We start from the raw sequence: 12,414 nt of genomic DNA on the forward strand, positions 1-12,414 counted from the left end.
AAGCCGGAATGATCTTATTCTCTCATCCTTTATAGCACAAAAGTACAGGTCCCGCAATTACGGATTCGAGTTACTTGTTGGCTTGCAGGCTCTCCAGCGATGTATAAATGAAGGATTCGAATCCTTCGGCAGGCTCGCCCTTAGGAATGTTTACCTTCACGATGAAGCCGCCTGTTTTATTTTCCACTACAATATATTGGCGTGTGACCTTCGAACCGTTCGCTTGCAGGAACAGACGGCTGCTGGTCAGCGCTTGAGGCACTTTGGCTTTGTCTACTTTCACCGCTTTGCCCATAGAAGACAGATCCTTTTCGCCTTCCTTTTGAAGCTCGTCCAGATTAAAATCGGAAGGCAGCTTCGTAATTTCAGCGTAATAGTTATCATCTACAGCCAAGGCTACGCGGTTCTGATCAGGAAACAGGGACATGGGGTCAAACACATACAGTGAATATCCCTCTCCTTCAGCCAACGTAGCGGTTTGCTTTTCCTTTTTCCCTTCAAGGCCAAGCTCAAAAGCTTGAGTTTTCGGGCGTTCACCGCCTACTGCTTGACCGGAGCTGCCGTTTTGCGTGCTGCCTGTTGCAGTTTCTGTTTTTTCAATTTTCGTCAAAATCAGTTGCTTGGCAACCGCGTCGCCTTCCACTGCTTTTTCGTTGTATTCAAATGCGACCGAATCGCCTTCCTCAAGTCCGGCTACCACCGTGTCCAGTCCGTCACCCAGTTGGAAAGACTGGGCTTCACCATTGGTTTCAATTTCAACCGTGTGCGGGTCAGCGGCTCCGTTGTATACACCTGTTCCCTTTTTAACCTCAGGCTCGGCGATTGGCTCCGGTTTAACTTGTGGCTGTTGCGTCTGCGGTTGGTCTGCCCCTTGAGTTGCGGTATTATTGGTTTGCGGTTTCGTTCCACAGGCTGACAGAGCCAGCACTGACACTACAGTTAACAGTATGATTGAAAATGTGTTGCGTTTTTTCATAAAATCCACCTCCACTTATGATAGACGAGTTTGTGCGGCAAAAGTTCTACGCAGCTTCATACTTAAAATCCTTCTTCCTGCTCCTGCTTTTTATATCCCACGCAGATGTCAGGTACGGTATAATGGGCTGTATTAAACCTAATTTTCAAGATACCGAAGGAAGGAAACGTACACGTATTATTCTTCCTCCGTACTGGATGGAGCTGTCACATGAATCAAGCGCACAAACCGTCATTTTCCTTTGAACTACTGTACATCGTAGGTATTATCGCTATTTCGTTCTCCTCGATCTTCGTAAGATGGTCTGAAGCCGAGGTGTCCGTCATCGCTATGTACCGCTTGTACCTGACCAATCTGGTCATGCTGCCTCTGGTCTGGAAATACCGCACCGAGCTGTTTAGCCTGACTCGCAAGCAATGGATGCTAATCATCTGGTCCGGTATTGCACTAGGGCTGCACTTCTTGCTCTGGATGGGCTCGCTGCGACTGACCACTGTTGCAAGTTCTACCGTTATTATGACATTGGAGCCGATCCTTGTCATGCTCGGTTCTTTTTTGTTTTTCCGTACAGGCACAAACCGGGCTATGCTCATCGGAATGGGCCTGGCTTTTGTTGGCTCGCTGGCGATCGGAGCCGGGGATTTTCACGCCTCGGGACAAGCCCTGCTTGGAGATGCCTTATCTTTTCTGGGGATGGTGGCCGTCTCTATCCATATGCTGATGGGCAAGCATTTGCGCGAGCATTTGAGCGCCTTTGTGTATAACTTTTGGGTATTCGCCATCGCGGCCACATCGCTTGCGCTGTATAATGTAGTCAACGCGATTCCTTTTACCGGATATGCCCCACGGGAATGGGGACTGTTCCTGTTGCTCGCCATTGTGCCCACTTTGTTCGGCCATTACCTGTTTAACTGGCTGCTCAAATACATTAACGCCACAGCGGTGTCGATGGCAGTACTCGGTGAGCCCGTTATTTCTTCCTTGCTAGCCTGGGTGTTGCTGGGAGAAAAACTTTCTGCCTTACAATTTGGCGCAGGCTTCTTCATCCTGTTCGGGGTATGGATTTTTATCCGATACGGAACCGATTTTAAAAAGAAGGTCGTCCACCAAAGTGAATTGCCCGACAGCGAGCTCCCACTTAAGACAGGTTCTTAACTTATTTACCCATTTTCATGAACTATACTCAATTCACGGATCTCAATGATAAAAAGGAAAGGCGGAATCCCTTATGAAATCTATCGTATCCAAACGCTGGCTGTTAGCTCGACTATATGAGCCAGATATCATCATCGCAGACTGCCGTTCTCTGCTCGGACAAGCCGGAGCGGGACGGGCTCAATTTAATGAGGATCATATTCCGGGGGCTGTTCACTTCGACCTGGAGGAAGACCTCACGGCTCCTCTGGGTGAACATGGTGGACGTCATCCTTTGCCGGATGCTGACACACTTGCCGCGCGCCTGAGTCGCGCCGGAATCAACGCCTCTTCACGCATCATCGCCTACGATGATCAAGGCGGCATGATGGCTTCCCGCTTCTGGTGGCTGCTGCGCTATTTGGGACATGAGCAGGTATATGTGCTGGATGAAAGCTACAGTGCATGGAAGGAAGCGAAATTCCCGGTCACGGCAGACCAGCCGATTCGCATTCCCTCAACCTTTGTAGCGAACGTTCAGCCACAAATGCTCACAAGTATGCAAGAGGTGCGACGTGTATCCGAAGGTTCGGTTCCCGTCGGCTCCCCTATAGGTTTTTCACCTATATTGATCGACTCCAGAGAGCGGTCGCGCTACCTGGGACTGGAAGAGCCCATAGATCAAGCAGCGGGGCATATCCCCGGTGCGGTGAATTTCTTCTGGAAAGAGGTCTTGGACGAAAAGGGTACATTTAAAAACGCAGAGCAGTTGAAACAGCATTTCTCAGACCTCGATCAGAACGCTGAGATCATCGTATATTGCGGATCAGGCGTATCCGCCTGCCCGAATGTTCTCGCCTTGAATGAGGCAGGATTTAGTAATGTGAGACTCTATCCGGGGAGCTGGAGCGATTGGATTAGCTATGAGGAAAATCCGGTGGCTACTGGTGAAGAATAAATACGAAAAGCCCGCGCTGAACGCGGGCTTTTGTTTTTCCTTCACATTGCAAAAGGAAGACTGGTCGGATGGTTCCTTGCTGCATAAGAAGCGCTTAGCTATGTTGCTGCCTGTTGTTCCTTGGACCTTCGCATCAAACTGACCAAAAGCATGGACAGAACAAGTACGAGAAAGTATAAAGGCATCGTAAGTAACGAGCCGTTATGAATCAAACTCATTCCGCTCGTAATTATACTCACCAGCAAATAATAGCCGAGTCCAAACATAGCTCCTGAGGTCCCTAGGACGTCATGGTAATCCACGAGGGCCATACTGAGACAGTTTGGAAGGGCCATGCCGATACCCAGCAGGATGACGAATACGCAGGATACTGTGAGCACAAGGTCGATCAGCGTGGCTTCGATTCCGTAAAGCGCCAGACAGGCAAGACTAAGCGCCCCAGTAGTTGATACACCACAGCCGAGAGTAATAATTCGTTCCGCTTGAATTGCGGGCAGCAGTCTTCTGGACAGCATTGCCCCCACAATGGACGATAGCGCAACAAAGATACCCAGACATCCGAAAGTGCCAGCACTCATACCGAAAAAATCAATGTAAATAAACGGAGCCTCAGCATAATAGCTGAACAAAATTCCGTTGGCAGCTCCGATGAGCAAGCCGAAGCGCCATACTCTGCGATCCTTCATCAACCGCGCTGCCACGGACAACATGCTGACGTTTTGAGTCGCCTCCAGTCGGGTTTCGGGCAACCGTACCCAAGCATATAGCCAGATGACCACGCCCATTAATACAAGCGTGAAGAACACCGCTCGAAAGCCGAGTGCCTGATCGACCCATCCGCCCAAAAGCGGCCCAACTGCAGGTGTAAACGCCAGTGCGGCCGAGATTTGGGCAAAGGCTGCATGACGCTTCGCCCCATCCAGACTTTCGCGCAATATCGTTTGGGTTACGGCAGAGCCAGCGCTGGCGCCAAAAGCCTGAATAAAACGGCATACCATGAGCCATTCGACCGATGAAGACCAATAACAACCCAGGCTGCCTATGGCATAGATGAAAATGCCCCACAGCATCGACGGGCGGCGTCCCATCAAATCTGACAGCCTGCCCCAGCAAAATACCCCTAAGGCAAAGCCCAAAAAATATATGCTGAGCGTAAGTTGAATGGCATTGCTGCTCGCTGCCATATGGCGGGCGATGTCCGGTAACGAAGGTGTATAGATCGTTTCGCTAATTTGCGGAAAACCGACAAGTATGATTAATAATAATAACGATATATGTTTTGAGATTTTTCTTTGCACAGCCAATATCCCCCATATCATTTAAAAATCTCAACCGACTGGCTTAGAAATTACGGGATTGGGGGTTTGCATTTGATTAGTCTGGAAAATGAAAGCATATTATTCACCATTTCTTCATAATAAGGGGGGATTAAACTAAGAGCTATTATATCAGATTATTGAAGCCTTTCATAAATTGTTTGATATAATGTTCCGTGTACCTCTCTTCACTGTCACCGGGTTCTTTGAACGGATGAGTGGCAATTCCACGAATCATAGAATTTTTCACGACTTTTAGGTACGGATCATGTTTCGTTCGTTCATGCGTGCAACACCAAAAGCCCGCTTTGCACGCAGACTTTTGGTGTGTTTTATATAGTGCCCTTGTATGGTTGAGACACTGGATTATGGTCGCTGAAGTCAACAAGGACTCAACCTGAGAAGGTTGAAAACAAGTACACATATGAATGACTGAAAACTTCTCATCCTTAGGTGCTAGTCTCCTCAGCTATAACATCTCCAGGTCGCAGACTAAAGATCTCCTAATGGGACTCAGTCTTCAAGGAAAAATCAACTTGAGCTGAGTGAGGCGACCTTCTACAGAACTCCAAAGCTGACTTTTTTACGTTCTGACAATTTGGCGTATGTACTTAATCGAATCAATATCCAATCCGAGGAGTCCTTTATGATCTTTAGGCAATATGCCTACATCTACATCTATATTTTGAATGCTGTTTGTACCTATTTCAATCCTGTCCATAATTTTTGTGTAGAAAGGAATACTTCCTCCGATCCCGTATGCTTCATATATTGAATCCCCTGTTTCGTAAGTCACACCGATTTCCTCTAAAATATCAGGACTAATTATAGTATGTGAAGATCCTGTATCTATAATTACATCATCTATTCACAATACTCTTCCTCTAAATGTAATGGTAAGTGACGTTGTAATTAACTGACCATCATAGTTAATTTTCATTAGTATTACGTCTCACTCTCATTAATAGATCTCTGCGGAGGTGAATCACAAAGTCTTGATTTGATGTATGGTACACTATGTTCCCAGGCTTTACTTGAAAAAACTCTTTATTCGCATCTTCTTCTGATATTGTGCGAATCGGTGCAACTTCATCTACTATTTTTTTGTTGTCTTCCTCATAATTAATTATAGAAACCAGAACAAATTGGTCAGGGAACAGTTCTCTAACTTCTTGCCATTTCATGTGTTCTACCTCTTAGCTTTTCGTCCTATTTCTTCTTTTTATCATTTTAACATATGCCGCCGATTTCATATAACGTTGCACATTTCTTACGTTCAAACGGCTTAAGATGCGTAGCATCAGGTCGTCAGACTTAGCCGTTTGAATGTATCGTCTGAATAAGCTTCTCCGAAAACCCACTTGGCGACCAAGGAACGGTAGCGACGAAGCAGAAATGTAATGTTATAGGATATAAGCGTATTCTTTGTATTTCCCAACTTTAGTTATTTTTAAATATCGTGTCTCTTTAGCGTAACAACAATGCGTAATATCTGAATTGTATTTTACAAGTTTACGTAGCAACGTTATCCATGAGTTCAACAAGCAAACAATTAGAACAGTGCTTCAGCAAGGGGTTACTTAATCTGATACATCTATCTTACAAAAGTAATATAATCAATGTTAACTGGATCAATATCATCTGCTCGAAGTCGCGAGTTAATCTGTCCTCGATGATACTGACCATGAAGTGCTACGTGAGTTAAAATATCTCGTATAGAAGTCATAAACTCTTTACCACTACTATTTGTGTATGTTATTAAGTTATCCAGGTCAGTTTTTGCTATTTCAGCGAGAAATGTTTTGAAGTTTTCTTCATTTTGTTTAATAAGTTTTGCACAGACTGTTATATCACCATCCGACCAGATAGGCATTTGTGAACTGTCCATTCCTTTTAATCTAGTTAACCATATTTGTTCAGCATATAGAATATGAGTAAATAAACTTAACTGCTGCTCCCCAATCTCTACATTCTGAAATATTTCTAGAATGCTTTGATTAGCCCAATTTAGATGCTCAAACATCTTTTGGATTGTTTTCAATGGTACCGCCTCCCACATTATCAATCACTTGTTTTATATGAATTCTATAAAAAGAGAAAACAAAGTTCTACCCGTTCTTTAACTCAACCGTCCGATAGCTGAAAGGCATCTTTGTAATAAATGATCAATAACTTATAATGTGTTTTTATGATGTTGCTGATTTCCTATAACGTTCCTGTATTCACGACGCCTAGCGAATGCTGGGTGTGTCCAGCTGCTCCTGCTTATCCGAATTTCCTCTGCCAGATCGAGGGCGGTAGCCCGGTGCAAAAATACATTGTTAGCTGGAGCTTATCTCTCCTTCGGATAGCCATCACATTGCTCTATATACTATACGTTCACCTCATCCCATCTATAAATAACATAGCCCAATTGACATATAACTAGTAATAAATAACTTACGTTTATAAATAGATATATTTTTATTTCTTTCTTGTGTTCATCTGAATTTATTTCTCCGTTCGCTTCTCTTTTCTTTATTTTCTCGATCCAACTCCTTATTCTTAAAAATTCTATCACACCCAATACCCCCCATAGCAATGTAAAGATTAATAATAAGGCATTTACTAGAGATAATAATATACCCATCCCTACATCCATTGTTCTTATCGCTTTAAAACAAATGTGCACCACTAGTGTCAGACTAAATAATCCCATGCCTATAATACTTAGTATCGGTTTATCCCGCATCCTCATTTTTTATTCCCTTCGTTCAATTTCAGCTGACGTTTCTGTATTCATGAAACCCGTCAGGGGTTGTCTGCTGAAATCCCTCTTCGAATTCCATCCTGCAGACCCAGGCTCCAAAGGAGCCGCTGCTTGAATATTATGTTATGAGATGTCATTGGCTTCTTCGATTTATCCCCAAAACAGTCCGTTATGCCCTTCATCTACGATCTTCAACTGTTTTTCAAAATCTTCATCCGGTTCGATGTCATCTATGAAGTGCCATTTCCCCTTGCTGTCTTGCCAATATATTTTCCATTCGTTTTCATCTAATCTGAACTGAGCTACAGGCAACCGCACCCATTGATCACTTTTGAATCCTTGTCTTTCTTCAATTAATGTCACATGATTTCCTCTGATCCTATAACTGATTTTTATCTGGTTTTTCACATGTTCTGGCACTGCATTTTGTATATATTTTTCCATGATTTTATTAATCCGCTTCTTCGTAAAGTCATCCATAGATTTTGTCTCTCCTGCCCTAACACGCTTTGCAATGATTATATCACGATGATGTCTCATAACGTTTCTGTATTCACGATATTGATCTTCCTTAGATAGTTCCTATCTTAGGAAGATCAACGTGTACGGCTGCTTCCACATCTCCGAAATCCTCCTGCCGGGCCGAGAGCCGAATGGCCCGAAGCGTGAATATTATGTTATATGAGTTACACGCCTCCCTGCAATACAATCACCAAGGTTCTTTAATCCATGTTTCTTTCCGAGCAATTAATAATTCATCCCGCCTAGAGATTCGAGAAAAATATTGACTCGTCGATAATTTGATAATAATTCATATTTCCTTTATTTATTATTACAGCATCAAACATCCATATATTATCCAAGTCGTTCTGTATTAACGCTTCCCAAGGACGGCCATCCTCATCTATCTCCCATTCTAGTTCACTAAAAACAGAAATTATTTCAGCGTCCTTAATCCCACAGTCATTTAATGCGATTATAAAGTCAAGCATGATCTCTTTTATATTACTTTGATCGCACTTTATATAGGTTTGGATTTGAGAATATTCTGGCATCTCATTCCCTCATTTCATCATTGCGTGTATTTCAACTAACATCTAATCTATGTACTTCGTAAATACTGCACCTTCAAGTTAGTATCTGAACTACATATATGATAACTCACTCAGTTCCACTTGCGAAGAAAAAATTGGTGAAAAGGGAATATTAAGCAGGGTGCTCAAGCTTCCATATCCATGTGATCCAGCAGGCTCTGAATACGCTGGATATTTTTCGTGCTGGCATGCTTATAGCGCTGCGTTATAACTACTACTAAATTAAGCGTTGAGTTTTTACTCTCCCCCCACCTCTACGTTACAAAAAAAGAAGTTACATGGCCTAGTCTCGGACTAGTTCAGTAACTCCCTTTCAAACCCTATTTCAATAGGTAGATTTATTATTCTTTTACCGCCCCGACCACGATCCCGGTCACAAAATAACGTTGCAGAAACGGATACACGAGCAGGATCGGCAGTGCACTGATAAAGATTTGCGAGGCCCGAATGGTTCGCTGGGACAGATTGGCGACGGCTTCCGGGTCGAGCTTGGACATGTCGGCCTGAACGATAATCGTCTGCATAAATGTCGCCAGCGGAAGCTTTTCTGAATCTCGAATATAGATCATCCCGTCAAAATAAGAGTTCCAATGTCCGACCATCATGAATAGGGAAACCGTGGCAATGACGGGTATGGAGACGGGCAAATATATTTTGATAAAAGTCTGCAAATGCCCTGCCCCATCAATAAAAGCGGCTTCCTCCAGATCCTTGGGTACGGTACGGAAGAAATTAAGCAGCAGAATAATGTTAAATACCGCAACCAATCCAGGCAAAATCAATGCCAGCAATGTATTCATTAGTCCAAGCTTCAGAATCAGAATGTAGCCCGGAATGAGACCACCGCTGAATAACATGGTGATGACAAAATACCAAAGGTAGATATTGCGTGCACGGAAGACTCGCGTCTCCTTGGAAAGCGCATATGCTGCAATCGTATTTACCACTAACGCAAGTCCCGTTCCAAGTACCGTCCGCTCCACAGACACCCACAAGGAGGAGAGGAAATTGGCATTATCAAACGTCTTGGCATAGGCTTCAAGCGTAAAGCCAATCGGCCAGAACGTAACCAGTCCGGCATTGGCAGGTGCGGATGCGCTAAGAGATACCATGAGCAAGTGATATAAAGGCAGCAAGCAGAGCACCGAAAGGATGGTCAGGAACACATTATTGAATATGCTGAATACTCGATATGGAATCGTTTTATGGTACATCGGCTCGTCATCCTTTCTAGAAAATTCTGTACCCCGCGAATCGGTAGGCCAGTCGGTATGAGATCACGATCAGGATTAAGCTAATAACCGATTTAAATAAATTCACGGCGGTAGCAAAGCTGAACTGCCCACTAAGCAGACCTTCCCTGTACACAAAGGTATCGATGATATCCGCTTGCTGATAGATTAATGGACTATATAAGTTAAAGATCTGATCGAAGTTTGCATTGAGCACATTGCCTAGTGCCAGGGTTGCGATCACGATCCCAATCGGAATAAGCGCCGGGATGGTAATATACATCGTCTGCTTCCAGCGCCCCGCCCCATCCACTTCAGCCGCTTCATAGAGTGACGGATTAATACCGGACAGTGCCGCCAGGAAAATGATCGTGTTGAAGCCAAACTCCTTCCAGACATCACTTGCAATGATCGTAAAGCGGAACCAGTTGCCATCCCCCAGGAAGAAAATCGGCTTGATGCCGAATACAGAGGAAAGGAATTGATTGATGATCCCTGTCTGGGCCAGAATATCGATCAGAATGCCTGATAGCGTAACCCAAGACAAAAAGTGCGGAAGATACACGAATGTTTGAATGGTTCTTTTGAGCGCCATCTTCCTGACCTCATTCAACAATAAGGCGAAGATAAACGGAATAATCAGGTTCATTACAATTTTGGAGCAGGCAAAAAACAGCGTATTCCACGTTATTTGCAGGAAATAATCATTCTCCCACATGTACCTGAAATGCTTCAGTCCGACCCATTCAGAATTGAAAAAACCCAGTGCAGGTTTATAGTCTTGAAATGCCATAAGAATCCCGGACATCGGAATATACGAAAAAATAAAAACCATAATGGCCGCCGGCAACACCATCAAGTGGAGAATCCATGGTTGTTTATAGACTTTCTTTTTTCTTCTATTCGGCTTGCTTCCAATGTTCGCCTGCGGCACCCGGTTAGCCTCCATATTAGCCTCCATAGCGCTCTCCTGTTCCCAAAAAAAGTTTTTGTGTGTAATGAGGATCTCTGCTATAAATAGTATCAGGCAATTCTCAGGTCTGACTATATAACATTGTTAGGATGGATATGGTTTTGTTAGGAATATCGATTGAAGGAGACTTTTATGAATATATGGAAGCGCTTTATATTATTCCAAGGAACGGCTCGATCCCGGTTTAGTCTGTTTGCCAAAATAAACTGCTTAATCGTGGTTTTGTTCATCCCCATTATTATCATGTATACCTACTCGAACAATGTCACCTACAATGTCGTAAGCAAAGAGCTGCAAATATCCAATACCAAACAGCTCACGTTTTTATCCAGTCAGATCGATTCCCGCATTAATCAGATGATGGATTTCAGTCTTATTCTCTCTAGAGATCCCAATGTCAGAGCATTCAATGGTTTGAACATATGGGATGATCTTTATGACCAGATGCAGACCCGATATGTCATTCAGGAAAAGATGATGCTTCAATCCGGGGTCACCGATATATGGCCCACCCGATATGCTGTGTATTCACAGCAGAACCAAGATGTCATCGCCAACTACAACAGATCATCAGGGTATGATGAGAATTACCTAAAAAGAAATATGAGTGGCCAATGGACATATGGTGATCATGGTGCGGAATCTCAAGAGGAGCTTCAATCCTTTTACTGGTTCTTTACCGATTCCTTGGCCCAGCCGGGGATGTTGACGGGAAGCAACCTGGTGATTGAAGCCAGCTTCAGTTATGAGAACATTCAGAACATGCTGGATACGTACAAGAAAGGTGGACAAGGCGATCCCTTCTTTTATCACAAAGGGAATTCGCCCATTCTGAACCGCAGTGCAGACAAGCAGCTATCCGAAGAACTCATTCGTTATCTGGATACTCACTCCTCGGAGGACACTACACAGGATGTCGTGAAGCTGAATGGGAAGAACTATCTGGTCAGTTCTGTAAAGTCTTCATATTTGGATTGGCATTTAGTAGATGTGGTCCCACTCTATCAGATCCTGCAACCCATTTCACTCAGTCGGAACCTGTTCTATCTCTCTATGATTCTGCTATTTGTTGTGGGCATTTCCGCTTCAATACTACTGTACAGAAACGTTCAATATCCGATCAAAAAGCTGATTCAGGGCTTACAGCGTGTGGAGTGGGGAGACTATTCCGTACGTCTGCATAGCAAGGATCAGAATGAGTTCTCATTTCTGTTTCATCGATTTAATGATATGTCTCATCAAATTCAAGATCTGATCGAGAATGTATTTCACGAAAAGATCAGAGCCCGGGAAGCTACGCTGAAGCAGCTGCAGGCGCAGATCAATCCCCATTTTCTGTATAACTGCCTTGGCTATATCATCAATATGGCCCAGATGAAGGATGAAGAAGCGGTCATCTCTATGGCTTATAACTTAAGTGCGTACTATCGCTATACCACCCGAGTGGAACGAGAAACGTCTTCTTTGAAGGAAGAAATCAAGCTGCTCGTCAACTATTTGGATATCCAAAAGCTGCGCAATGGGAGAATTGAATATCATATCGATATCCCTGAGCATATGCTTAGCCAGTCTGTTCCACGTTTAATGCTTCAACCGATTGTGGAAAATTCGGTCATTCACGGCGTAGCGAAGTCGTATTCATCTGGTGAAATCCGAATTAGCGGGGAAAGCTCGGACGGTTTCTGCAAAATTTACATTGATGACGACGGACCCGGCCTGAGCCCGGATCAGTTGGAAGCTCTAAATCGTAAAATGCAGCAGTCGCTGCAGGAGGAAATGGGCTGTGGTCTCTGGAATACGAACCAGCGGATCATGCACCTATTCGGCAATCAGTCATGCCTTATTTTCAAGCCGTCCCCGCTCGGCGGATTCCGAACAGAGATCATCTGGGAGATTCCAACAGAGGAAGAAAATCATAACGATATAAGTTGAACTAAACATTTATACGATAACGGAGAGGGCAGAACAAATCTGGAGAAGCG

At 44.0% G+C, this 12,414-nt stretch carries 12 protein-coding genes; 3 read left to right on the top strand and 9 right to left on the bottom strand.

Annotated features, from left to right (window positions below):
• Positions 1 to 70 precede the first annotated feature (70 nt).
• Positions 71 to 976, bottom strand: coding sequence for a hypothetical protein (locus AC0WRU_RS17085; RefSeq protein WP_476125667.1), 906 nt, complete (start codon positions 974 to 976; stop codon positions 71 to 73).
• Between the two features lie 210 nt (positions 977 to 1,186).
• On the opposite strand from AC0WRU_RS17085, the gene AC0WRU_RS17090 reads away from it, so the two are divergent.
• Complete coding sequence (locus AC0WRU_RS17090) at positions 1,187 to 2,131, top strand: DMT family transporter (RefSeq protein WP_476125668.1); 945 nt, start codon at positions 1,187 to 1,189, stop codon at positions 2,129 to 2,131.
• Positions 2,132 to 2,204: 73 nt separating this feature from the next.
• Complete coding sequence (locus tag AC0WRU_RS17095) at positions 2,205 to 3,068, top strand: sulfurtransferase (protein WP_476125669.1); 864 nt, start codon at positions 2,205 to 2,207, stop codon at positions 3,066 to 3,068.
• A 98-nt stretch (positions 3,069 to 3,166) separates the two neighbouring features.
• On the opposite strand, the gene AC0WRU_RS17100 is transcribed toward AC0WRU_RS17095, so the two are convergent.
• The 8 genes from AC0WRU_RS17100 to AC0WRU_RS17135 form a co-directional block, all read right to left on the bottom strand.
• Positions 3,167 to 4,366: a multidrug effflux MFS transporter gene (locus AC0WRU_RS17100; RefSeq protein ID WP_476125670.1), complete on the bottom strand. Its 1,200-nt coding sequence runs from the start codon at positions 4,364 to 4,366 to the stop codon at positions 3,167 to 3,169.
• Positions 4,367 to 4,967: 601 nt separating this feature from the next.
• Positions 4,968 to 5,252, bottom strand: a complete 285-nt coding sequence (locus AC0WRU_RS17105; RefSeq protein WP_342447952.1) for a retropepsin-like aspartic protease — start codon at positions 5,250 to 5,252, stop codon at positions 4,968 to 4,970.
• Between the two features lie 61 nt (positions 5,253 to 5,313).
• Positions 5,314 to 5,568 carry a hypothetical protein gene (locus tag AC0WRU_RS17110; protein WP_476125671.1) on the bottom strand — a complete coding sequence of 85 codons (255 nt, stop codon included), beginning with the start codon at positions 5,566 to 5,568 and terminating at the stop codon, positions 5,314 to 5,316.
• 410 nt (positions 5,569 to 5,978) lie between these two features.
• On the bottom strand, positions 5,979 to 6,425 hold the full coding sequence (locus AC0WRU_RS17115) for a DinB family protein (RefSeq protein WP_025685664.1): 447 nt from the start codon (positions 6,423 to 6,425) through the stop codon (positions 5,979 to 5,981).
• An 858-nt stretch (positions 6,426 to 7,283) separates the two neighbouring features.
• Positions 7,284 to 7,613: a DUF3024 domain-containing protein gene (locus AC0WRU_RS17120; protein WP_476125672.1), complete on the bottom strand. Its 330-nt coding sequence runs from the start codon at positions 7,611 to 7,613 to the stop codon at positions 7,284 to 7,286.
• Between the two features lie 284 nt (positions 7,614 to 7,897).
• Positions 7,898 to 8,188: a hypothetical protein gene (locus AC0WRU_RS17125; RefSeq protein WP_476125673.1), complete on the bottom strand. Its 291-nt coding sequence runs from the start codon at positions 8,186 to 8,188 to the stop codon at positions 7,898 to 7,900.
• 380 nt (positions 8,189 to 8,568) lie between these two features.
• Entirely contained in the window at positions 8,569 to 9,441 is an 873-nt protein-coding gene (locus tag AC0WRU_RS17130) for a carbohydrate ABC transporter permease (protein WP_025685669.1), read from the bottom strand.
• 16 nt (positions 9,442 to 9,457) lie between these two features.
• On the bottom strand, positions 9,458 to 10,408 hold the full coding sequence (locus AC0WRU_RS17135; protein WP_476128665.1) for an ABC transporter permease: 951 nt from the start codon (positions 10,406 to 10,408) through the stop codon (positions 9,458 to 9,460).
• A 156-nt stretch (positions 10,409 to 10,564) separates the two neighbouring features.
• On the opposite strand from AC0WRU_RS17135, the gene AC0WRU_RS17140 reads away from it, so the two are divergent.
• A complete protein-coding gene (locus AC0WRU_RS17140; protein ID WP_476125674.1) occupies positions 10,565 to 12,364 on the top strand; it encodes a cache domain-containing sensor histidine kinase in 1,800 nt (599 codons plus the stop codon).
• The last annotated feature ends 50 nt before the right edge of the window (positions 12,365 to 12,414 follow it).

This window comes from Paenibacillus sp. 1-8 (assembly GCF_056316205.1).

Coding starts and splice junctions, on each gene's coding strand:
- AC0WRU_RS17085 (WP_476125667.1), bottom strand. CDS start 976: ATGAAAAAACGCAACACATTTTCAATCATACTGTTAACTGTAGTGTCA.
- AC0WRU_RS17090 (WP_476125668.1), top strand. CDS start 1,187: ATGAATCAAGCGCACAAACCGTCATTTTCCTTTGAACTACTGTACATC.
- AC0WRU_RS17095 (WP_476125669.1), top strand. CDS start 2,205: ATGAAATCTATCGTATCCAAACGCTGGCTGTTAGCTCGACTATATGAG.
- AC0WRU_RS17110 (WP_476125671.1), bottom strand. CDS start 5,568: ATGAAATGGCAAGAAGTTAGAGAACTGTTCCCTGACCAATTTGTTCTG.
- AC0WRU_RS17120 (WP_476125672.1), bottom strand. CDS start 7,613: ATGGATGACTTTACGAAGAAGCGGATTAATAAAATCATGGAAAAATAT.
- AC0WRU_RS17125 (WP_476125673.1), bottom strand. CDS start 8,188: ATGCCAGAATATTCTCAAATCCAAACCTATATAAAGTGCGATCAAAGT.
- AC0WRU_RS17130 (WP_025685669.1), bottom strand. CDS start 9,441: ATGTACCATAAAACGATTCCATATCGAGTATTCAGCATATTCAATAAT.
- AC0WRU_RS17135 (WP_476128665.1), bottom strand. CDS start 10,408: ATGGAGGCTAACCGGGTGCCGCAGGCGAACATTGGAAGCAAGCCGAAT.
- AC0WRU_RS17140 (WP_476125674.1), top strand. CDS start 10,565: ATGAATATATGGAAGCGCTTTATATTATTCCAAGGAACGGCTCGATCC.